This window comes from Bariatricus sp. SGI.019, assembly GCF_050315235.1.
Classification (GTDB): Bacteria; Bacillota; Clostridia; order Lachnospirales; family Lachnospiraceae; genus JAFBIX01.
The window spans coordinates 37,756-58,000 of sequence record NZ_JBNPOQ010000016.1; the positions used below are offsets into that span (position 1 = coordinate 37,756).

The following is a 20,245-nucleotide window of genomic DNA, read 5'->3' on the forward strand; positions in this document are numbered from 1 at the left end:
CAAGACGTTTCACGACCTCTCAGGACATTTGTTCTGGGAGGTTTTTAGTTTATCAGAAGTGAGAACTGTGGTAGAATGTAATCAGGTTCATATGTAATATTATTTTCATAAGAAAGAGGATAAAAACAATGTTGGCGCCAAGGAAAGTGAAATTTGAAGCTCAGAAAAGAGAAAGGGAAAATCTGGAATTTCGTACATTTTTGAAGTGTAATGCGGATGAAAAAGAACTGGATGAGCAGTTTTTTAAATTGCATGACGAGTTGTTTGCACAATATGATTGTAATAGATGTAGAAATTGCTGCAAGATGTATCATGGAAGTATTCCGGAGGAGGATGTTGAGAAAGATGCGATGTATTTAGGAGTAACCGCTACAGATTTTGCTGAACAATATTTAGGCGGAAAAGATTCTGAGGGGAATTACAAGACAAAGCATAAACCATGTGATTTTTTGATGGAAGACGGGAGTTGTAAATTGGGAGATTGCAAGCCTGAAAGCTGCAAAAAATATCCGTATACGAATCAACCAGAACGTCTGTGGAGCTTATATAGTGTGTTGGATACTGTGTCTGTTTGTCCGGTGGCTTTTGAAATCTATGAAAGACTGAAGAAAGAATATGGGTTCAAAAAATGAAATGGTATACATTATTTAGACAACACATTTTAGACAGAGGGATTGAATATTATGAAGATGGTCATGGCGTAGATTTTAGCTATTCTGATGACGAAATTATAGCACAGGTAGATGGAGCGGATGTATATGATGTTCAAATTACGTTGGATGAGGAAGACGTAATAGATATGTACTGTTCCTGTCCATATGCAGCGGATGGAAGGAATTGCAAACACATGGCGGCGGTTTTGTTTCAGTTTGAGGAAATGCTGGCTGGAAAGGATGCTGAAATAGAAGATAACGATACAGAAGAAGAGGTTTCATTACAAAGAGAGGACTTTTTCCAAAGGTATCAAAGGGAAAAAGAAGAAGTAATAGAGCTTATTTCAAAAATACCGGAAGACAAAGTAAGAGAATTGTTGGTCGGCTTTGTTTTGGCAGATGAAGGATTAAAGCATAAATTGCAAATGCAATATGAATTTAAAATGAATAGTAAGTTAATGCTGGAACTTCGGACAGAAATAGATCACATTATATATCGACATAGCAGGGGCGGGTATGTGGATTGGTATCATGCCTCTGAATTCACATCCGAGTTAAGTTATTTTTTGAATACGAAGGTAATGCTGTTAATTGAAAAGAATTGTTTAAAACAAGCATTTGAGTTGACAAATCTGGTGTTCCATTGTATTGGAAATATTGATATGGATGATTCGGATGGAGGTTCATCTTTTGTTGCAAATTCCTGCTATGAATGTTGGAAGCAAATTATTGAAAAAAGTGATGAGATTTATAGAAATGAGATGAAATCATGGTTCGAAACGCATCAGGATGGGTACGTAATTGATATTTATGAAGAATATATGGAAGAAATCTTGTTTGAATTTTTTGCAACAGAAGAAAAGATAACAGAAGAGATTAAAAACCTGGATAATTTCATAAATAAACGTTCGGGATCCGATTGCGGAAAAATATATTCGGTTCACTACGGATACGAAAATCCGATATTAAAAAGGATAGAATATATGAAAAAATTGAACTATACTGCTGAGCAAATCGAGGAGTATAAACAAGCAAACCGCAGGTTTTTTGTGATTCGAGAATTGGAAATCTCAGAGGCAATCAAGAATAATGATTATGATACAGCTATAAAGGTGTTGTTAGAAAGCAAAGAACTTGATGCTGGTAATACCGAGCAGTTGGAAAAATATTGCGAGCAATTAATAGAAATATACGATAAATTAGGGAAAACAGAGGAATATATTGAGGAACTTATACGGTATGTTACATCTTTTTGGCAATATGATTTAACCTATGTTAAGATGTTGAAAGCATGTATTGTGAACCCGGATCAATGGAGTCAGATGGTTGATGATATCGTGATGAAAAGCCGTTATGAAGATTTTGTATGTCAGTTACTCTATGAAGAAAAACGATATGATGAGTTGATGAGTAAGATTGAAGAGAGTTCCAATAAAGTTAGTCTTCTGGATTCATATGATAAAATTTTGCGCAAAATAATGCCGGAACGAGTAATAAAAATATATTCTGCTTATTTAAAACAGGCGGCTGAAATGGCGAATGAAAGGAAAAAATATAAATATCTCATGCCATATCTTAAGAAGATATCTAAATGTGATGGAGGAAAAACTGTAGCAGAAGATATTGCGGCTACATGGAGACGAGAATACAAACGTAGAACTGCAATGATGGATGAACTTCGAAAGGCAGGTTTTTAAATTGCTTAAAAATAAAAGAATTGTTTTGCAAAATCCCCTGGTGTGGTAATATATATAAGATTGGCTACGGAGGTGTTAGATATGCCAGAAATTTCTTTGTTTTATGAGATTCGTGTTACAATGTATTATGAAGATCATAATCCACCACACTTTCACGCAGAATATAATGGAAATCAAAGATGGACTTCCATTAAATCGAATCAATTCTTTGGTTTAATATGAGAGGGGATGAATATGTTTCCAAAAGTAGTGCAGGTAATCCCATATAGGGACTATAAAGTAGATGTATATTTCGAGGATGGAAAAATAGTTTGTTATGATGCAAGTCATCTCTTAGAAAAAAAGGTTTTTGAACGATTAAAGGATATTGATTTTTTTATGAATGCATGCACAATATTAAATGATTCATTGGCTTGGGATGTCACTGGAACCAGAGATGAAAGCAAATGCTTAGATTTGGATCCGGATATGCTATATGAATTAGAAAATGTAAAGGAAAAAATTGCTTAAATATTTGTCCGAATACTTTTTCAAAAAGCCAGATACCATCGCTGATATCTGGCCATGAAGAGAAGTGCTAAGTTGTGATAAGCTGCTGTGGGTTAGTAGCAAGTATGCAGCACACATATGTTTAAACAGAACGAAGGAGAAAGCTTTCGAAAAGATCGCACAAAAACAATTGAAATAGAGAGAGGTAATCATATGGCGAAGCAAACAAGAGGAGTCTGTAAATTTTGTGGCAAAGAGTATACGAGAGGTGGAATGCTCAGGCATTTGCCGACGTGTAAGGCCCGAGAGAAAAGAATGGAACAGGAGAATGGCAAACCAAGATGTGGATGGTTTGAATTAGTAATCTCAGATAAATATGATTCTGCATACTGGTTAATTGTAGAGATAAGGGAAACAGCAACATTAAAAGACTTAGATGCATTTATTCGTGATATCTGGGTAGAATGTTGTGGACATCTTAGTGCGTTTGAGATTCAGGGAATAAGATATGAGTCTTGCCCAGATACAGATAGCTTTTGGGGATCGCCTGCAAAGAGTATGAATTATAAAATGAAAGACGTACTTATTGTTGGTGATTCAATAAATTATGAATATGATTTTGGCTCTACAACAGAATTGGTGATCCATGTGCATGATTATTATGTGGTAGCTAGAAAATCAGAAAAGATCACCTTGTTATCGCGGAATAATCCACTTCAGATTCTTTGTAGTCAATGTGGAAGTAATGTGGCACAGTGGGTGGACCCTGAAGGAGTGTATGAAGGTAATCCGTTTTGGTGTAATGAATGTCTGGACGAAGCTGATATAGGAGAAGATACCTTCTTCTTACCAGTATGTAATTCACCGCGAATGGGTGTCTGTGGGTATGAAGGAAGTAACCGTTATCCAGATCAATTTGTGCCAGATGGTAGCATGGATGAAGAAGAGAAAAACTTTGAAGATTCTGGAGATTTTGTGCCATATGAAGAGGGCAGGAAAGAAGCAACAATCATACAATGGAAAGAATTATATGAAACGGCAACGAGAATTCAAAAACTAGAACCCTGGAAAAAATTCTGGGATATGGATATCATTGGAATCAGAAATGGTGCTGAAGAAGATACTACATTTTTCAGCATCCTTGGCCGTGGTGGTGATTGTTATGGAATTGTGGTGTATGAAGGGTATGAAGGACTCAATGATTTTATGATGCTTACGATGCAGGAACAGTTGAACCTTCCGGTTGATTATGTGATGTTTTCGCAGAGAAATCTGACGTGCTATTGGGGGAACAGAGATGAGCTGTCGAATGAGCAGAGAAAGATTATAAAAGAACTGGGGTATAAATATAGAGGGAAAAATCAGTGGCTGTATTTTCTGTCTTTTGAACCTGGATATTTCCCATATAATTTCAATCAGGATGAAGTGCTTCGAATGACAGAATATCTGCAAGATCTGGAAGTTGCTTTAGAACAATATGAAAAACAGAAGATGTCTGTAGATTTTGAAAAAGGTAATATGCTTTCTTTGGAGTTTGAAGCGGATAAAAAGACTTGGGAGCTTAGTGCAAAACCTCTTCCGTTTGTGTCATTCCAATTTCGGAATCTGATCATAACAGATGAAGAGCTGCTTGCTGATTTATCCCGGGCACCAAAGTGTAAGATGATATTAGAGATAGATGTTTCTATACCAGGATTTCGAATCAATGATGTAGAATATGGCCGACCGGCGAATCCAGCGATGTACATGATTGCAGATGCCTCGTCGGGAATGATGCTAAGATGTGAACTACAGGAACCGAAAGAAGATGCGGTTGCGTCTATAGCAGAAGAAATCGTTGGATTTATTTTACAATGCGGTGCGCCTGATGAAATTCGGGTATCCAACATATTGGTAGAGGCCGGTCTTGAACAGATTTGTGATGTATGTGGAATTAAACTTCGCAGAGTTAAGCGGTTAAAGGCATTAGATGAATTCAAAAAAGGGATGAAAGATTTTCTGTAGTGTATGGATAATAAATTAGTTGGAGATTTCTATATATTAAAAAGAAAAATTGTGTTAAAATCTATTTAAGCGGAAATATAGTATCAGGTAATTGATATTACGGCTCAAATCTAAGATTCTCATAATTGAGAAGGAAATTAAAGGAGGGAAATGATATGCCACATATCAACGTAAAATTATATGCCGGAAAAAGTGAAGAGATGAAGGAAAAGCTTGCAAAGGCAGTAAGAAAAGCTCTGGCTGAGGAGTCCGGAGTCTGGAAAGAAAGCGATATCTCGGTATCTATGGAAGAATATTCACCAGAAGAGTTTGAAGCAGCAACAAAAGCAAGTTTTCAGAAAGAACAACTTGTATTTGATTCAGACTATATTAATTTTAAATAATAGCACAGCCTCCCGGTGATTATCTGGGAGGCTGTTTTAGAATATGTTTATAGATTATTTTAAGAAAATATGGATTAATTTGTTGTTGAGTTTTTTATATGGCTGATATCGCATCGGAAGATCCAGCCATGTTTTTTTGTCTATGATACTCTTGTAATGGGAGAAGGTATCAAAACCGTCTTTGCCATGATAAGAGCCCATGCCGCTTTCTCCAAATCCGCCGAATCCCATTTCGCTGGTAGCCAGGTGGATGATGGTATCATTGATACAGCCTCCACCGAATCCACAGCGGGAAGTGATTTTTTTCGCTACGTACGAATTATTTGTGAAAATGTATAATGCCAATGGATGTGGCATTGCATTGATGTTACGGATGGCTTCATCTAGAGAATCATAGGTCAGAATCGGCATGATCGGACCGAAGATCTCTTCCTGCATTACGACATCGCCAAAGGTGACATTGTCCATTACTGTAGGCTCAATACGTAAAGTGGCACGGTCAAAGTTCCCGCCGTGTACAATCTTGGCAGAATCCATAAGTCCAAGAATCCGGTCGAAATGCTTTTCGTTGATAATCTTTCCATAATTTTCTCTGTTTAATGGCTGTTTACCGAACTGCTTTTGAATCTGTTTCTTGATTTCTTTGACCAGACGGTCTTTGACCGAGCGTTCGCAGTAAATATAATCAGGAGCAACACAAGTCTGGCCGCAATTCAGATATTTACCGAAGACAATTCTCTTTGCTGCAAGCTTCAGGTTGGCATCTTTATCTACGATACAAGGACTTTTGCCGCCTAACTCCAGAGTGACCGGCGTTAGATGAGCAGAAGCCTGCCGCATGACTTCTTTACCGACTGCCTGGCTTCCGGTAAAGAAGATATAGTCGAAATGTTCGCTTAACAGGCAGGTATTCTCAGCCCGCCCGCCCGTTACGACAGCAACATATTTTGAATCAAAACATTCCTGGATCATTGCCTGGATGATTTCACTGGTGTGAGGAGAATAAGCACTTGGTTTCAGTACTGCAGTGTTACCGGCAGCGATAGCATCGACCAGTGGATCGATAGTCAAAAGGAATGGATAGTTCCATGGGCTCATGATCAGAACTACGCCATAGGGAGATGGCTTTTTATAGCTCCTGGAGTGGAACTGAGCGAGAGGAGTATGCACCGCCTTTTCTCTGGCAAATGAATGAATATGCTTCAGCATATAGCTGATTTCGCTTAACACAAGTCCGGTTTCGCACATATAGCTTTCAAATGCACTTTTTCCAAGATCTTTTTTGATTGCTTCGTTGATGTCTGCTTCGTGTTTTAGAATACAGGCCTTTAATTTTTTCAATGCCAGGATGCGGGCGTCAATACTGAGAGTTGCGCCGGTATAATAATAGGTGCGTTGCTCCTGGACGATTTTTTTAATCTCAGTTTCTGTCATGATCAGCTTCCTCCTCTATATCTTCTTCCATCAAGAGATAATAAAAATCCTCTAATTCTTCTGCATTCATTAATACTGGAACCGGATAAAGAGGATTTGCTTCTTTGTCAGCGTAATGTGCCAGTTTTGGAATGTCCTCCTCCTGGATTTCTTTTACTGTATCTCCGATGTGAAAGCGCTTCTTCATATCTTTGATGGCATCAATAAATGCTTTTGCTGCTTCATCGTATGGAGTTCCTTCTTCTACGATTCCGGCTTCCAGAGCCAGACGGTATAATTTTTTATGAATGCTGGTGCCATAAGCTTCTAATACAAATGGCAGCAGGATTGCATTTGCAAGTCCGTGCGGAACATTATATTCTCCGCCAAGAGAATGTGCGACTGCATGGACATATCCAACATAAGATTTGGTAAATGCACATCCGGCATAGAATGAAGCGTGGAGCATATTCCTTCGTGCATCCACATTTTTACCATCATTATACACGATATCGATATTTTCGAAAATTAATTTTACAGCTAAAAGAGCATCTTTTCGAGTGCCAGGCGTAGTAGAATTGCCGATATATGCTTCCACAGCATGGGTCAGAGCATCCATACCGGTTGTCGCAGTAATGAATGGTGGAAGACTTAACGTAACTTTTGGGTCTAATACTGCATAACGCGGGATTAGTGGAAAATCATTGATTGCATACTTGTGCCGGGTCTCTGCATCTGTGATAACAGCAGCCAGGGTGGTCTCGCTTCCAGTTCCGGCAGTTGTAGGAATGGCAATTAGAAGAGGAAGTTTCTTATGTACTTTCAGGATTCCCTTCATTTTTGCCAGAGACTGCTTCGGTTTTGCAATTCTGGCTCCGACTGCTTTGGCACAGTCCATACTGGAACCGCCCCCGAATCCGATCAGCGCATTACAGCCGTTGGTCTGATACAATTCCAGAGCTTCTGCAACATTGTCAGTCGTTGGATTGGCAACCGTCTTGTCATATATGGTGTAGGCAATGTCATTTTCGAACAGTGCGTTTTCCAGACGCTTCGTCAGGCCGAGCTTCATAATGCCGGCATCCGTAATAATAAGCACATGGTCACATTTTTTCTTCTTAATAAAATCCGGCAACGCTTTCACACTTCCCACAATCTTTGGTTTGCGATATGGAAGAAATGGCAGTGCAATCTTAAAGGCAGTCTGAAACGTTCTACAATATAGTTTTTTAAGTTTATTCATAATCGTATCCTTTCTGCTGTTGTTCTAATTCTTCACATAGCTTGTCTAGATTATTCGCAATCTGGAATAAGACACGGTAAAAAACCTCCCGGTCTTCATCGCTAAGACCTTTGCCTCCCATCAGTGTTGCGTGAAGAATTAAATCAGTTACTTTCGATGCATATTCATTTCCTTCTTCCGTTAACACCGCTTTGGTTCGATATTTTTTCCCCGTGCCAGATTGGTCATACTCAATAAAATGATGACGCTCAAGATCCGCTAATATCCGGGAAATCCCCGCCTTGTCTTCCCGGCAGAGACTGCACAGTTCTGTAGCAGTAAGACCCTCCGGATTCTGATGCAGATAATAGATACACATGGCATGTGTTCCTTTCAATCCAAGAGAATTCATACGAGCCTTCTTAATCTTCTGGATATCCTTGTATATCTGCGAGGTACCAAGCGTAAGCATTTCAAATCTTTCAAGCATTGAGAATCATCTCCTTAATATAGAAGTTGACAAATCAACAAGTAACATAATGAATATAGCATCAGAAAGTTGATTAGTCAACAGGTGGGAACGGGGGTTTTTTCATTTTCCCCCGTCCCCACCTAGACAAAAACCTGGTCAAAGGATAGAATAGAGGATAAATGAATTGACAAGGAAGTGGAGAATGCTATGGGAGAGCAACTGACGCAAAGTGACGTACAGAAGATTAAGGAAGAGATTGAATATCGGAAGCTGGTGGTTCGCAAGAGGGAGCTGGAAGCGGTGAAGGAAGCAAGGGCTCAGGGGGATTTGAGTGAGAATTTTGAATATAAGGCAGCGAAACAGGATAAGAATCGGAATGAGAGCCGTATCCGTTATCTGGAGAAGATGTTGAAGAATGCAAGGATTATATCGGATGTTTCGAGGGATGATGAGATAGGGATTAACAATACGGTGGATGTCTATTTTGAAGAGGATGACGAGACGGAGACTTACCGGCTTGTGACCAGCGTGCGTGGTAATTCACTTCAGGGATTGATCAGTATTGAATCCCCGCTTGGGAAAGCAATAAAGGGACATAAGGTCGGCGATCGGGTCAAGGTTAAGACCAACGGTGAGGATGGATACTATGTGATTATCAAGAAGATCGATAAGACGACGGATGATTCTTGCGATACTTTAAGAAAATACTAATGATTAAATTAGAGAGGAGACATCCAGATGAACTGTAAAAAAGAAGATATGTTGTTATATGCTATTACAGATCGTAGCTGGCTTGATGGGAAGACATTATACAGCCAGGTCGAACAGGCGCTGGAAGGCGGCGTTACTTTTCTGCAATTAAGGGAAAAGGAGTTGGATGAAGAGCATTTTCTGGAAGAAGCCAGAGAAATAAAAGAATTATGCAGGAGATATCATGTTCCATTCGTCATCAATGACAATGTGGATATTGCAGCTGCTGTGGATGCAGATGGGGTCCATGTGGGGCAGAGTGATATGGAGGCTGGAAATGTCCGTGAAAAACTTGGCCCTGATAAGATCATCGGAGTGACAGCCAAGACGGTGGAACAGGCGTTGCTTGCTGAGAAGAGAGGAGCCGATTACCTGGGAGTGGGTGCGGTGTTTCACACGGATTCGAAGGCAGATGCCAAGGGAATCAGCCATAAAACATTAAAAGCAATCTGTGACGCCGTAAAGATACCGGTGGTGGCAATTGGAGGAATCAGTAAGGACAATGTATTACAGCTTGCTGGAAATGGAGCAAGTGGAATCGCAGTCATTAGCGCCATATTTGCACAGAAGGATATAAAAAACGCAACAATAGAATTAAAAAAGTTAACCAAAGAAATGGTGGAATCATGTTAAAAGGAATCATTTTTGATGTGGATGGAACACTCCTGGATTCAATGGAGATCTGGCAGGATGTAGGCGTGCGTTATCTTGAGAAGCAAGGAGTGAAACCAGAACCAGGACTGAGCGAGATATTGTTTCCCCTTGGAATTGAAGAAGGCGCAGTATATTTAAAAGAGCATTATCATTTAGAGCAAAGCGTAGATCAGATGATTGCAGGAGTGCTGGATACAGTGCGAGATTTTTATTATAATGAAGTTCAGTTAAAGCCCGGTGTGACAGACTATCTGGCGAGCCTGTACCAGAAGGGCATATCGATGGTCGTGGCAACATCCAGTGAAAGAGAACTGGTGGAGGCAGCATTCAGGCGACTGAATATAACGAATTACATTGAGAAAATATTTACCTGTTCGGAAGTCGGAGCAGGAAAGAATCGTCCCGTTATCTATCAGAAGGCCAGTGAATATCTGGAGGCAGGACCCGAGGAGATCTGTGTATTTGAGGATGTGCTTCACGCACTTGAGACGGCAAAAAGAGCAGGCTTTCACACGGTAGGCGTGTATGACAGATTTAGTGCGGATGATAATGAAAAGATCCAAGAGACGGCAGAGCTTTATCTGGAAGATATGACGGAAGTTGACAGATTCTGGAAATATGCATCTGGGATATGAATAAAAAGATGGAAATGAATTTCAGATGCTTACTTCAGCGGCAAATTGGGGGCACCACCTTATGTCGCTATAAAAAATTAATGCTATCAAAAGAAGAAAGGAAGAATGAGAGATGAGAACAGCATTAACAATCGCTGGCAGTGATTCCAGCGGAGGCGCCGGTATTCAGGCGGATATTAAGACAATGATCAGTAACGGCGTATACGCTATGAGCGCAATTACAGCTTTAACAGCGCAGAATACAACTGGCGTGACCGGAATTATGGAGGTGACTCCTGAATTTTTAGCAGAGCAGTTAGATAATATATTTACCGATATCTATCCCAATGCAGTGAAGATCGGCATGGTATCAGCGAGTCCATTGATTACGACGATTGCTGACAAATTAAAAGAATATAAGGCTGAGAATATAGTGGTGGATCCGGTCATGGTCGCGACCAGTGGCGCAAAACTAATTAGTGATGATGCAATTGCTACATTAAAAGAATGTTTGCTGCCGATGGCGTGCGTTCTGACTCCGAATATCCCGGAAGCAGAGGTTCTGTCCGGTATGTCCGTGAAATCAGAAGAAGATATGATTGAGGCAGCCAAAGTGATCAGTGAGACTTATCATTGTGCAGTGTTGTGTAAAGGCGGTCATCAGCTGAATGATGCTAATGACCTGTTATATCGCGACGGCGCTTATAAATGGTTCTATGGCAAACGAATTGACAATCCGAATACCCATGGTACCGGATGTACACTTTCCAGTGCAATTGCTTCGAACCTTGCAAAAGGATTCGATCTGGATACTTCGGTGGAACGTGCCAAAGCATATATTTCCGGGGCACTTGGCGCAATGCTTGACCTTGGCAAAGGCAGCGGTCCAATGAACCACGCATTTAATCTGACCGGAGAATATGCAAAAACTGCGGAGGAGGTACGATAGTATGGAAGAAAAACGTACTTCTATCTTTGAAAATGGGATGATCTGGTTTGGTGCAGGTGTTTCCATTGCAGAGATTCTGACAGGTACTTATCTGGCGCCGCTTGGATTTGGACGAGGTCTGGCGGCGATTATCGTCGGACATATCATCGGATGTCTCATGTTATTCCTGGCCGGAGTAATCGGCGGAAAAGCCAGAAAGAGTGCTATGGAAACAGTGAAAATGAGCTTTGGACAGAAAGGAAGTCTTTTGTTCTCTGTGTTAAATGTGCTTCAGCTTGTGGGATGGACCGCAATTATGATATATGATGGAGCCCTGGCGGCAGACGGGATTATGAGTACCGGCAGATGGATCTGGTGTCTGATTATCGGAGCATTGATTGTGCTCTGGATCATGATTGGAATTACCAATCTTGGCAAGGTAAATGTGATTGCCATGACAGCATTATTTATCCTGACACTGATCTTATGCAAAGTTATCTTCTTTGACAGCGGTGCTGTAGGCATGGCGGCAGATGAAAGTATGACATTCGGAGCTGCTGTAGAATTGTCGGTAGCAATGCCGTTATCCTGGCTTCCGTTGATCAGTGATTATACCAGAGAAGCGAAAGAACCAGTCAAAGCAACAGCAGCCAGTGCCATTGTGTATGGAATTGTGAGTTGTTGGATGTATGTCATTGGAATGGGTGCGGCAATCTATACCGGAGAATATGACATTGCACAGATTATGCTGAAGGCAGGACTTGGCGCAGCAGGACTTCTGATCATTATCTTTTCCACAGTTACTACAACATTTCTGGATGCGTATTCTGCCGGAATTTCCAGTGAGTCCATTGTATCAAAATGGAATGGAAAGCATGTGGCAGTTGCAGTGACGGTTATCGGAACGGCTGCAGCAATCGTATATCCGATGGATAATATTACTGATTTCTTGTATCTGATTGGTTCTGTATTTGCACCGATGATTGCCATTCAGATTGCAGATTTCTTTATTTTGAGGAAAGATCATAGCGTGAGCATGGTAAATGTACCGAATATGGCAGTGTGGGTCATTGGTTTTCTTGCATATCGAGTTCTCATGAATGTTGATATGATAGTGGGAAATACACTGCCGGATATGATCATTACGATCATCCTTTGCCTGATTGTAAACAAGATTATAAATTCTGTTTCTAAATCATAGATTTTTATTGCCCGACCATGATATTTGTAGAACATGATGAGGTATTTCAGGAGAAGACTGCAACAAAGATAATCAAGTTGTGAGAGATGGTATGTAGAGATGGAGAATCAGAACACATTTGAAAAAATCTATGATATTGTCCGTCAGATTCCCAGGGGAACAGTGGCTTCTTACGGACAGATCGCGGAATTGGCAGGAAATCGCCGCTGGTCCCGAGTAGTGGGATATGCTTTATACGCGGTCCCTTTCGAGAGCGATATACCCTGTCACCGCGTTGTGACAAAGGAAGGGAGAACTTCCAGGGCATTTGGAGGAACCGATGGAAGCCTCCAAAAAGAGCTCCTGGAGGCTGAAGGGGTAGAATTCATTGATGGGCATGTGGATATGAAGAACTATCAGTGGACAAAGAGAAGAGTTTGAAGGGTGATGAACAAGAAGTTACAGTAGCGATCGCAAGGTTTGGCTTGACAAAAAAGGAAGAAATAGTAAGAATAAACTTATAATTCACAGGAAGAGAGGTTCATGTATGGGGCAGGAGATGATTAGACTTTATACCCGGCAGAATGATAAGACGTTATATCAATTGGAAAGGGATGGAAGAATCATTAATCAAAGAGTGTATGTAGAGATGCATTTTGGGGATATCGCACCACTTTTTATGGAGAGTTATGACTGGTTTACGAAAGAAGCGGCAAAAAGAGTGCCCAAGCCGGATGATGTACAGGCACCAATCTGGTGCTCTATCAGTGAAGAGAACTGTCTGAGACCGATTCCTGGAACGGTGGTTTATGTTCTGGAGGTCCCTAAAGAGCAGGTAATGTATTTTGACGATGTGAAATGGGATTATGTGCTGAATCGTATCTATCTTCCGAAGGATGAGGAAGATGCGGCTGCTTATAAGCAGCATCTGAAAGATCTTGGAGTTGCGAATGGGTTTGAGTTCATTGAAGGCAGATATAAAGGAATGTATCCGGAAGAAGAACAGCGGATAAGAGAAAGTTGGAAGAGATGTTTTGAGATTGATAATTGGACTATTTTTAACGTGTGTGGCAATCTCTGGGAGATTCGAAAAGAATGGGTAAAAAAGATTGTCAGGCCAGGAGAAACAATCGCAGATTAGTGGGCTAATCTGCGATTGCTGTATCTATACACATGTTCCGGTAATATAATATTGTAATCGGTTAGATGTGCCATAAAATCCCTCAGATGCAAGTTGGAAATTGTATTGGTAAAAGTAGTCAACTGTGAGGAAGATAAAGCTATCGTTAGTAAAATACAAAAAAGAATCAGTAAAATAGATTCAAAAAGTGTGTTTACATTTTGCAGGATGTTAGTGCATCCTTTCAAATAAGAATAAATTAATCCGTGGAACAAATAAACTGCCATGGTGCGTGTGCCAATATAAGAATATTGATTTTTCTTTTCAGATATTAAAAGTGCAATTGCAAAAGTCATTCCAAATCCAATTGCGTAACAAATCATTCGACAGAGAATTCCTTCCAGGGAACCCTGTCCAAGATAATTGTAATTGTATCTTCCGTAAAAAATCTTTGGTGACAGATTCTTGTGCAATGGTTCTAATATTAGAAAAGAGGTAAAAGCAATAATACCAGTCAATGCCAGAAACTGGTTCTTACGGTTACGAAGTCTTGTTAGAATATCGCGGTCGAATAAAGTCCCAGCCAGGAAAAAAGGAAAGAAAACCAGAACTCTTGGAATGCTTAAAAAATTATCTGGAATGCTGGAACATCCGATAAGAAGCCCGGCTGTAACAGAAAGCATCATGTAGTGTGGAAGTTTCTTAACATAAGGAGTGAGCAGGCGCCAGATAAAGAGAGCCAGAATATACCACAAAGAGAATTTTGGGTACATTAGATAAAGTCTGGTTGATTTATGGATAATTATAATATACAAAAGATAATAAATTAGTTCATATACAATGTAAGGAATTACCAGTTTGCGAAATAGCGTTTTAAAAGAGAGTTCTCTTTTGGAAAAGTATCCTGATATAAAGATAAAAGCTGGCATGTGAAAGGATACAATCAGCCATTTTAATGTATATAAAAATGAGTTATATTCATAGCTTTGTTCAATAAAATGTCCGATAACGACTAATACAATTAAAAAAACTTTATAATTATCGAACAGATAATCTCGTTGTTTTGTTGTTTTCATATTTAGTCCCCTGTCCATGAATTTTTAAAATGTCGTTTTTAACTTCATACATTTTAACTCAGGCAAAAGCAGGGAACAAGAAGTAAAGTATATAAAAAAATTCAAAAAATATTTACAAATTTGTTACATTTTATTAAGCAGATCAGAATTTTACTCTGGTAAAGGAAGTATTGTAGCTGCCAGATTGGATAATTCAGAATCATCATTTCCTGCATTTAGTAAGGAATTCATATTAATTGGAACATTTAAGACGGTTTCTGTACCATAATCAGGCGATGCACTATATTTTTCCATTGCCTGTACAAGACCCAAAGAAGCTTCGTCAATGGAATAATAGGTTCCTTGTTCGAATTCCTGAAAAGCGTTGAGCAGACTATTGTTGGGAATTACGGTAACATCTACTGTGTAGCTATAGATTCCGGATTCTTTTTGAGGAATGCCTACGGTGTATTGACATTGCTTCATAATTCCTTTTAAAGCTTCCTGATATCTGGACACATATGCAAAACTTAAGTCTGAAGGAGAATCAAAAACATCTGATTCATACCATGCGAGAGCTTCTTCTTCAGTACGGCCAGTATGTTTGGCAAATTGTACAACATCACCTTTAAAAGATGCGTCAAGGTAAGCAGTAAGAAAATCCTGCGCATCAAATAATTCACAGACAATGTTGTATGGTTCCATATATACATAGAGCGCCTGAGACAAAAATGTAAACATACTGTCTTCATCAATGGAATATCCGTCAGCATTTTGGGTCAGCTTTACGGTGGATATAATCTCATCATTATAAACTGGAGAATCAGCAAGTATCTTACAGTCCTCTTTTAATACAGAAGAAACTGCCTCTGTAAGACTGGAACTTTCCAGAGAAGAGGTCAGCTCAGTATTTTTGGAACTTAATGTTTCTCCAATATTGACAGGGGTATAAGTAATCTGGACAGAATAGCTTCCGTCATCATTTTCTTTGGCTTTGGCCACTTCAAACTGGATTGTCTGAAAAGAGGATTGCAGGAATTCGAGATAAGGTTCTTTTAACTCTTCAGGGAACTGCAATACATAGGTTTCGTTACTTTTTGCAATCCCATCATCCAGAAGGGAAGCAAAACTTTCGGGGGCAGAATTTTTCATAGTAGTGATCTGTTCGCCAACATATTGATCAGCTGTATCTTTACTTTTACATCCTGAAAGCAGTATTGCCAATAGAATGCAAAAAAGAATAGATAATTTTGAATTTCTCATAAAAATATTCCTTCCTTTTAGAATTGTCTGATTATAGACATTGTATCATTATAATTTAAGCGCTTCAATAGAAGGGCTAAGAAGTTTGAAATATGACTGGAAAAAAGGTCGTATATTATATATAATAGAATAACAGTTCAAAACCAACGAAAAAGGAGATGTATTCATGGAAATGTTATCAATCGAGAAAGAATTACAGGGAAATTCTTATCCTGGACGTGGAATTATCATTGGAAGAAGTGCAGACGGAACTAAGGCTGTGACTGCTTATTTTATTATGGGAAGAAGTGAGAATAGCCGTAACCGTATTTTTGTTGAAGAAGGAGAGGGAATCCGCACACAAGCGTTTGATCCGTCAAAACTTACCGATCCAAGTCTGATTATCTATGCACCTGTTCGTGTGCTTGGCAATAAGACGATCGTAACGAATGGAGATCAGACGGATACGATCTATGAAGGTATGGATAAGCAGATGACATTTGAGCAGTCATTGAGAAGCCGTGAGTTTGAACCGGACGGACCGAATTACACACCAAGAATTTCAGGTATCATGCATATTGAAAAGGGTAACTATAATTATGCGATGTCCATTTTAAAGAGTAATAATGGTAATCCAGACAGCTGTAATCGTTATACATTTGCATATGAGAATCCAGCAGCAGGAGAAGGTCATTTCATCCATACATACAAGTGCGATGGCAACCCATTGCCAAGTTTTGAAGGAGAACCGAAGCTGATTGCAATTCCAGATGATATGAATGCATTTACAGAGATGTTGTGGAACAGCTTAAATGAAGATAATAAAGTTTCCCTTTTTGTGCGTTATATTGATATCGCAACAGGAACTTACGAGACAAAGATTGTAAATAAGAACCAGTAAGGAGGATAACATGAAAGAATTAGAGTTAAAGTATGGCTGTAATCCGAATCAGAAGCCGTCAAAGATTTATATGGCAGATGGAAGTGACCTTCCAATTCAGGTGTTGAACGGGCGCCCGGGTTATATTAATTTTTTAGATGCATTCAACGGCTGGCAATTGGTCAGTGAATTGAAAAAAGCGACTGGACTTCCGGCAGCAACGTCTTTTAAGCACGTATCACCAGCAGGGGCGGCGGTTGGACTTCCTCTTTCAGATACATTGGCAAAAATTTACTGGGTAGATGATCTCGGAGAATTATCTCCTCTGGCATCTGCATATGCAAGGGCAAGAGGTGCAGACCGTATGTCTTCATTTGGCGATTTTATTTCTCTGTCAGATGTCTGTGATGTAGATACTGCAAGACTGATTAAAAGAGAAGTGTCTGATGGTGTGATCGCGCCTGGTTATGAACCGGAAGCATTGGAGATCCTGAAGCAGAAAAAGAATGGAAATTACAATGTGATTCAGATCGATCCAGATTATGAACCGGAACCGTTGGAACACAAAGATGTATTTGGAATTACATTTGAGCAGGGAAGAAATGAACTGAAGATTGATGATGCATTTCTCGCAAATATCGTAACAGAGAATAAAGAGCTGACTGAGCAGGCTAAGATTGATCTGGCGATTTCTATGATTACATTGAAATATACACAGTCTAATTCTGTATGTTATGTAAAAGACGGACAGGCGATCGGTATCGGAGCAGGACAGCAATCCAGAATTCATTGTACTCGTCTGGCAGGCCAGAAAGCAGATAACTGGTGGCTAAGACAGTCTCCACAGGTTATGAATCTTCCATTTGTTGATTCTATCAGACGTGCTGACAGAGATAACGCTATTGATCTGTATATCGGAGAAGATTATATGGATGTACTTGCAGATGATGCATGGCCGAATATCTTCAAAGAGAAACCAGAAGTATTTACAAGAGAAGCCAAGAGAGAATGGTTAGATAAGATGACAGACGTTTCTCTTGGATCTGATGCGTTCTTCCCGTTCGGGGATAACATTGAGCGTGCGCATAAAAGTGGTGTGAAATATATTGCACAGCCAGGCGGCTCTGTGAGGGACGATAATGTTATTGATACATGTAATAAATATGGAATGGTGATGTCATTTACCGGACTTCGTCTGTTCCATCATTAAAAAAATAAAAATGGGGACGTAGTATTTTTGCAAAATACTACGTCCCCATTTTCATTTTACGGTGTACCCAAATGAAAAGAGGGGTGTACCTTTTTGATATGTTTTCGCTACAAATCTTCAAAATTGTAGCATTCTTAAAACGTTCTCAATTCTTTGTAGATTCAATTTTTCGACATTTCCCGATAAAATATCATCTAAAGGAAGGTGATGCGAATGTCCGTTGTAGAGATTTTGCTGGTCTCAGTGGGACTGTCTATTGATGCATTTGTGGCAGTTGCCTATATCGGTGCGGGATTTTCCAAGATTCAAATAAAAAATATGGTGGGGTTATGTTTTTTATTTGGAGGGATGCAGCTTGGAACGTTATTGATTGGCAATCTGATTACATTGCTTCCGATGTTCTCGTGGGCGCATGCGCAAGATATGGCTGACAGTTGGGAGGGACTTACGGTTCTGATCTTCGCAGGACTCGGCATATACATGATCTGTAAGGGCATAAAACGGGAGAATGTACTGGAAAGGCGTCAGGATACTATTGACTGGAAGACAACAACGATTTTGTCAGCACTTACCAGTATAGATGCTTTTTTTGCAGGAGTTGGATTAGGATTTTTGGATACAGAGATGATTTGTCAGGCACTTACATTATTTCCGGTAACTGTATTAGAAGTAATATTCGGAATTATTGTTGGTTATCGGTTGGGATTAAAGCATAATCGTCATGCTTACTGGATCGGAGGTGCATTGTTATTAATCTCTAGTGCAGATGTGATGTTGCACTATTATGTTTAATCGGATGTTTTATATCATTTTGATGGAAAAATAAAGGAGGAATTTATTATGGGTACATTAACACACAAAGCTGCAAGAAGTGCTTATGGAGCTGCTATTGATCTGGCTTTAAAGCATGTTAACAAAGACAGAGAAAAAGGATTGTTGCAGATTGTAGATCTGACAGAACGGTATATGGGAGATAATTTTTCGACGGAGAGTTATGAGGCAGCTCGCCGGTTGATTCGCAATCCAGAGAATAAGTGGATGAAGTATGTTGATCGGGCCTTGGATGAACTTGATTCTCATGTAATTCGGCAGACTGCACTGAATCTGGGGTATGAAGCAGCTTTTCATGGGACGAAAACGATTCGTGAGATGAGAAAGAAATATGATTGCAATATCCCATGGTTGATCTTAATGGATCCAACCAGCGCCTGCAATCTTCACTGTACTGGCTGCTGGGCGGCAGAATATGGCAATAAGTTGAATCTTACATACGACGAGCTTGATAGTGTTATTACACAGGGGAAAGAATTAGGAATCTATTTCTATATGTATACAGGTGGGGAACCTTTGATCAGAAAAAATGACATTATAAAGCTGTGTGAGAAACATAACGATTGCGCATTTCATGCATTTACCAATGCGACACTGGTAGATGATGCGTTTTGCGAAGAGATGAAGAGAGTTGGAAACCTGTCTTTATCCATCAGTCTGGAAGGATTTGAAGAAGTGAATGATTTGAGACGTGGCGCAGGAGTATATGATAAAGTTATGCATGCGATGGATTTGTTGAAAAAGCATGGACAGATCTTCGGAACATCTATCTGCTATACAAGCAAAAATATAGAAACCGTAACTTCCGACGAATTTTTAGATTTGATTATTGAAAAGGGTTGCCGTTTTACCTGGTATTTTCATTATATGCCGGTAGGAAATGAAGCAGCAGTTGAGTTACTTCCTACAAAAGAACAGCGAGAATACATGTACCACAGAGTTCGGGAAATCCGTTCGATGGAGGGTGGAAAACCAATATATGCTATGGATTTCCAGAACGATGGAGAATTTGTTGGAGGATGTATTGCCGGTGGAAGAAATTATTGCCACATCAATCCGAATGGTGACGTAGAACCGTGTGTATTTATCCATTACTCAGGGGCTAATATTAGAGAGGTGTCTTTATTGGATGCTTTAAAACAGCCATTGTTCATGGCATACCGAGATAACCAGCCATTTAATAACAATCATCTGAGACCGTGTCCAATGCTTGAGAATCCGGAGATATTGCAAAGGATGGTAAAAGAAACAGGGGCAAAATCAAAAGATCTACAATCACCGGAATCTGCAGAACACCTTTGTGGAAAATGTCTGGAATATGCACAGAACTGGAAAGAATCTGCAGACAGAATATGGGAAGAACATCCATATCATAGAGAAGGATACCAGAATTATAAATCTGGAAATAAGTAAAAACATCAAATCTTCTCCAGAGAAGTTCACTTGCT

At 39.7% G+C, this 20,245-nt stretch carries 22 protein-coding genes and 1 pseudogene; 18 read left to right on the forward strand and 5 right to left on the reverse strand.

The genetic code is table 11. The features are described from left to right. The first annotated feature begins 128 nt into the window (after nucleotides 1-128). The 7 genes and pseudogenes from ACQRD1_RS11075 (at nucleotide 129) to ACQRD1_RS11105 (ending at nucleotide 5,226) form a co-directional block, all read left to right on the forward strand. Nucleotides 129-632 (forward strand): YkgJ family cysteine cluster protein, encoded by a 504-nt coding sequence (locus tag ACQRD1_RS11075; RefSeq protein ID WP_235233329.1) that lies wholly within the window; start codon nucleotides 129-131, stop codon nucleotides 630-632. Further along, complete coding sequence (locus ACQRD1_RS11080; RefSeq protein WP_427787565.1) at nucleotides 629-2,350, forward strand: SWIM zinc finger family protein; 1,722 nt, start codon at nucleotides 629-631, stop codon at nucleotides 2,348-2,350. The genes ACQRD1_RS11075 and ACQRD1_RS11080 overlap by 4 nt, the downstream gene beginning before the upstream one ends. An 81-nt stretch (nucleotides 2,351-2,431) precedes the next feature. Continuing rightward, a complete protein-coding gene (locus ACQRD1_RS11085; RefSeq protein ID WP_347376076.1) occupies nucleotides 2,432-2,572 on the forward strand; it encodes a DUF4160 domain-containing protein in 141 nt (46 codons plus the stop codon). A gap of 12 nt (nucleotides 2,573-2,584) precedes the next feature. Next, entirely contained in the window at nucleotides 2,585-2,860 is a 276-nt protein-coding gene (locus ACQRD1_RS11090) for a DUF2442 domain-containing protein (protein WP_347376075.1), read from the forward strand. A gap of 294 nt (nucleotides 2,861-3,154) precedes the next feature. Continuing rightward, nucleotides 3,155-3,499 (forward strand): annotated as a pseudogene (locus ACQRD1_RS11095) (IS1096 element passenger TnpR family protein); the annotation flags it as partial. Nucleotides 3,500-3,772: 273 nt separating this feature from the next. After that, entirely contained in the window at nucleotides 3,773-4,843 is a 1,071-nt protein-coding gene (locus ACQRD1_RS11100) for a DUF7309 domain-containing protein (protein ID WP_420370576.1), read from the forward strand. Nucleotides 4,844-4,998: 155 nt separating this feature from the next. Further along, the gene (locus ACQRD1_RS11105; protein ID WP_235233336.1) at nucleotides 4,999-5,226 is read left to right on the forward strand and encodes a tautomerase family protein; all 228 of its coding nucleotides are present in this window, start codon (nucleotides 4,999-5,001) and stop codon (nucleotides 5,224-5,226) included. Nucleotides 5,227-5,280: 54 nt separating this feature from the next. Here ACQRD1_RS11105 and ACQRD1_RS11110 read toward each other — a convergent pair whose 3' ends face one another. Genes ACQRD1_RS11110 through ACQRD1_RS11120 form a run of 3 tightly spaced genes read right to left on the reverse strand, consistent with a single transcriptional unit; the run spans nucleotide 5,281 to nucleotide 8,351 of the window. Then, complete coding sequence (locus ACQRD1_RS11110) at nucleotides 5,281-6,660, reverse strand: aldehyde dehydrogenase (protein ID WP_427787567.1); 1,380 nt, start codon at nucleotides 6,658-6,660, stop codon at nucleotides 5,281-5,283. Continuing rightward, entirely contained in the window at nucleotides 6,647-7,882 is a 1,236-nt protein-coding gene (locus ACQRD1_RS11115; protein WP_235233339.1) for an iron-containing alcohol dehydrogenase, read from the reverse strand. Before ACQRD1_RS11115 ends, ACQRD1_RS11110 begins: the two co-directional genes overlap by 14 nt. Then, nucleotides 7,875-8,351: a MarR family winged helix-turn-helix transcriptional regulator gene (locus ACQRD1_RS11120; protein ID WP_235233341.1), complete on the reverse strand. Its 477-nt coding sequence runs from the start codon at nucleotides 8,349-8,351 to the stop codon at nucleotides 7,875-7,877. The genes ACQRD1_RS11115 and ACQRD1_RS11120 overlap by 8 nt, the downstream gene beginning before the upstream one ends. A 189-nt stretch (nucleotides 8,352-8,540) precedes the next feature. On the opposite strand from ACQRD1_RS11120, the gene greA reads away from it, so the two are divergent. From greA to ACQRD1_RS11155, 7 genes are all read left to right on the forward strand, one after another. Then, nucleotides 8,541-9,044, forward strand: coding sequence for a transcription elongation factor GreA (gene greA / locus ACQRD1_RS11125; RefSeq protein WP_235233342.1), 504 nt, complete (start codon nucleotides 8,541-8,543; stop codon nucleotides 9,042-9,044). A gap of 27 nt (nucleotides 9,045-9,071) precedes the next feature. Beyond that, the gene (gene thiE / locus ACQRD1_RS11130) at nucleotides 9,072-9,716 is read left to right on the forward strand and encodes a thiamine phosphate synthase (RefSeq protein ID WP_235233343.1); all 645 of its coding nucleotides are present in this window, start codon (nucleotides 9,072-9,074) and stop codon (nucleotides 9,714-9,716) included. Next, entirely contained in the window at nucleotides 9,710-10,372 is a 663-nt protein-coding gene (locus ACQRD1_RS11135) for an HAD family hydrolase (protein WP_235233345.1), read from the forward strand. The genes thiE and ACQRD1_RS11135 overlap by 7 nt, the downstream gene beginning before the upstream one ends. Nucleotides 10,373-10,484: 112 nt before the next feature. Beyond that, nucleotides 10,485-11,300, forward strand: a complete 816-nt coding sequence (thiD, locus tag ACQRD1_RS11140; RefSeq protein WP_235233347.1) for a bifunctional hydroxymethylpyrimidine kinase/phosphomethylpyrimidine kinase — start codon at nucleotides 10,485-10,487, stop codon at nucleotides 11,298-11,300. A 1-nt stretch (nucleotide 11,301) separates the two neighbouring features. Further along, nucleotides 11,302-12,480, forward strand: coding sequence for a putative hydroxymethylpyrimidine transporter CytX (gene cytX / locus ACQRD1_RS11145; RefSeq protein ID WP_235233348.1), 1,179 nt, complete (start codon nucleotides 11,302-11,304; stop codon nucleotides 12,478-12,480). Nucleotides 12,481-12,579: 99 nt separating this feature from the next. Continuing rightward, on the forward strand, nucleotides 12,580-12,900 hold the full coding sequence (locus ACQRD1_RS11150) for an MGMT family protein (RefSeq protein ID WP_427787569.1): 321 nt from the start codon (nucleotides 12,580-12,582) through the stop codon (nucleotides 12,898-12,900). Nucleotides 12,901-13,006: 106 nt separating this feature from the next. Continuing rightward, a complete protein-coding gene (locus ACQRD1_RS11155; protein WP_347376073.1) occupies nucleotides 13,007-13,600 on the forward strand; it encodes a DUF3841 domain-containing protein in 594 nt (197 codons plus the stop codon). On the opposite strand, the gene ACQRD1_RS11160 is transcribed toward ACQRD1_RS11155, so the two are convergent. Both ACQRD1_RS11160 and ACQRD1_RS11165 read right to left on the reverse strand, forming a co-directional pair. Further along, nucleotides 13,597-14,655, reverse strand: a complete 1,059-nt coding sequence (locus tag ACQRD1_RS11160; RefSeq protein ID WP_235233352.1) for an acyltransferase family protein — start codon at nucleotides 14,653-14,655, stop codon at nucleotides 13,597-13,599. The genes ACQRD1_RS11155 and ACQRD1_RS11160 overlap by 4 nt on opposite strands. Nucleotides 14,656-14,805: 150 nt before the next feature. Further along, complete coding sequence (locus ACQRD1_RS11165) at nucleotides 14,806-15,897, reverse strand: hypothetical protein (RefSeq protein ID WP_235233354.1); 1,092 nt, start codon at nucleotides 15,895-15,897, stop codon at nucleotides 14,806-14,808. 166 nt (nucleotides 15,898-16,063) lie between these two features. Between ACQRD1_RS11165 and ACQRD1_RS11170 the strand changes: the two genes are divergently transcribed. The 4 genes from ACQRD1_RS11170 (at nucleotide 16,064) to ACQRD1_RS11185 (ending at nucleotide 20,210) form a co-directional block, all read left to right on the forward strand. Next, complete coding sequence (locus ACQRD1_RS11170) at nucleotides 16,064-16,777, forward strand: IMP cyclohydrolase (protein WP_235233355.1); 714 nt, start codon at nucleotides 16,064-16,066, stop codon at nucleotides 16,775-16,777. A 10-nt stretch (nucleotides 16,778-16,787) separates the two neighbouring features. Further along, nucleotides 16,788-17,966 (forward strand): phosphoribosylaminoimidazolecarboxamide formyltransferase, encoded by a 1,179-nt coding sequence (locus ACQRD1_RS11175; RefSeq protein WP_235233357.1) that lies wholly within the window; start codon nucleotides 16,788-16,790, stop codon nucleotides 17,964-17,966. A 213-nt stretch (nucleotides 17,967-18,179) separates the two neighbouring features. Then, entirely contained in the window at nucleotides 18,180-18,758 is a 579-nt protein-coding gene (locus ACQRD1_RS11180) for a manganese efflux pump MntP family protein (RefSeq protein ID WP_235233358.1), read from the forward strand. Between the two features lie 48 nt (nucleotides 18,759-18,806). After that, a complete protein-coding gene (locus ACQRD1_RS11185; RefSeq protein WP_235233360.1) occupies nucleotides 18,807-20,210 on the forward strand; it encodes a radical SAM protein in 1,404 nt (467 codons plus the stop codon). The last annotated feature ends 35 nt before the right edge of the window (nucleotides 20,211-20,245 follow it).

What these genes read in the sequence shown, in the direction of transcription:
- ACQRD1_RS11080 (WP_427787565.1), top strand. Translation starts at nt 629, where the DNA reads ATGAAATGGTATACATTATTTAGACAACACATTTTAGACAGAGGGATT.
- ACQRD1_RS11180 (WP_235233358.1), top strand. Translation starts at nt 18,180, where the DNA reads ATGTCCGTTGTAGAGATTTTGCTGGTCTCAGTGGGACTGTCTATTGAT.
- ACQRD1_RS11150 (WP_427787569.1), top strand. Translation starts at nt 12,580, where the DNA reads ATGGAGAATCAGAACACATTTGAAAAAATCTATGATATTGTCCGTCAG.
- greA (WP_235233342.1), top strand. Translation starts at nt 8,541, where the DNA reads ATGGGAGAGCAACTGACGCAAAGTGACGTACAGAAGATTAAGGAAGAG.
- ACQRD1_RS11115 (WP_235233339.1), bottom strand. Translation starts at nt 7,882, where the DNA reads ATGAATAAACTTAAAAAACTATATTGTAGAACGTTTCAGACTGCCTTT.
- ACQRD1_RS11090 (WP_347376075.1), top strand. Translation starts at nt 2,585, where the DNA reads ATGTTTCCAAAAGTAGTGCAGGTAATCCCATATAGGGACTATAAAGTA.
- ACQRD1_RS11175 (WP_235233357.1), top strand. Translation starts at nt 16,788, where the DNA reads ATGAAAGAATTAGAGTTAAAGTATGGCTGTAATCCGAATCAGAAGCCG.
- thiD (WP_235233347.1), top strand. Translation starts at nt 10,485, where the DNA reads ATGAGAACAGCATTAACAATCGCTGGCAGTGATTCCAGCGGAGGCGCC.
- ACQRD1_RS11110 (WP_427787567.1), bottom strand. Translation starts at nt 6,660, where the DNA reads ATGACAGAAACTGAGATTAAAAAAATCGTCCAGGAGCAACGCACCTAT.
- ACQRD1_RS11135 (WP_235233345.1), top strand. Translation starts at nt 9,710, where the DNA reads ATGTTAAAAGGAATCATTTTTGATGTGGATGGAACACTCCTGGATTCA.
- ACQRD1_RS11075 (WP_235233329.1), top strand. Translation starts at nt 129, where the DNA reads ATGTTGGCGCCAAGGAAAGTGAAATTTGAAGCTCAGAAAAGAGAAAGG.
- ACQRD1_RS11120 (WP_235233341.1), bottom strand. Translation starts at nt 8,351, where the DNA reads ATGCTTGAAAGATTTGAAATGCTTACGCTTGGTACCTCGCAGATATAC.
- ACQRD1_RS11155 (WP_347376073.1), top strand. Translation starts at nt 13,007, where the DNA reads ATGGGGCAGGAGATGATTAGACTTTATACCCGGCAGAATGATAAGACG.
- ACQRD1_RS11170 (WP_235233355.1), top strand. Translation starts at nt 16,064, where the DNA reads ATGGAAATGTTATCAATCGAGAAAGAATTACAGGGAAATTCTTATCCT.
- ACQRD1_RS11165 (WP_235233354.1), bottom strand. Translation starts at nt 15,897, where the DNA reads ATGAGAAATTCAAAATTATCTATTCTTTTTTGCATTCTATTGGCAATA.
- cytX (WP_235233348.1), top strand. Translation starts at nt 11,302, where the DNA reads ATGGAAGAAAAACGTACTTCTATCTTTGAAAATGGGATGATCTGGTTT.
- thiE (WP_235233343.1), top strand. Translation starts at nt 9,072, where the DNA reads ATGAACTGTAAAAAAGAAGATATGTTGTTATATGCTATTACAGATCGT.
- ACQRD1_RS11100 (WP_420370576.1), top strand. Translation starts at nt 3,773, where the DNA reads ATGGATGAAGAAGAGAAAAACTTTGAAGATTCTGGAGATTTTGTGCCA.
- ACQRD1_RS11085 (WP_347376076.1), top strand. Translation starts at nt 2,432, where the DNA reads ATGCCAGAAATTTCTTTGTTTTATGAGATTCGTGTTACAATGTATTAT.
- ACQRD1_RS11185 (WP_235233360.1), top strand. Translation starts at nt 18,807, where the DNA reads ATGGGTACATTAACACACAAAGCTGCAAGAAGTGCTTATGGAGCTGCT.
- ACQRD1_RS11105 (WP_235233336.1), top strand. Translation starts at nt 4,999, where the DNA reads ATGCCACATATCAACGTAAAATTATATGCCGGAAAAAGTGAAGAGATG.
- ACQRD1_RS11160 (WP_235233352.1), bottom strand. Translation starts at nt 14,655, where the DNA reads ATGAAAACAACAAAACAACGAGATTATCTGTTCGATAATTATAAAGTT.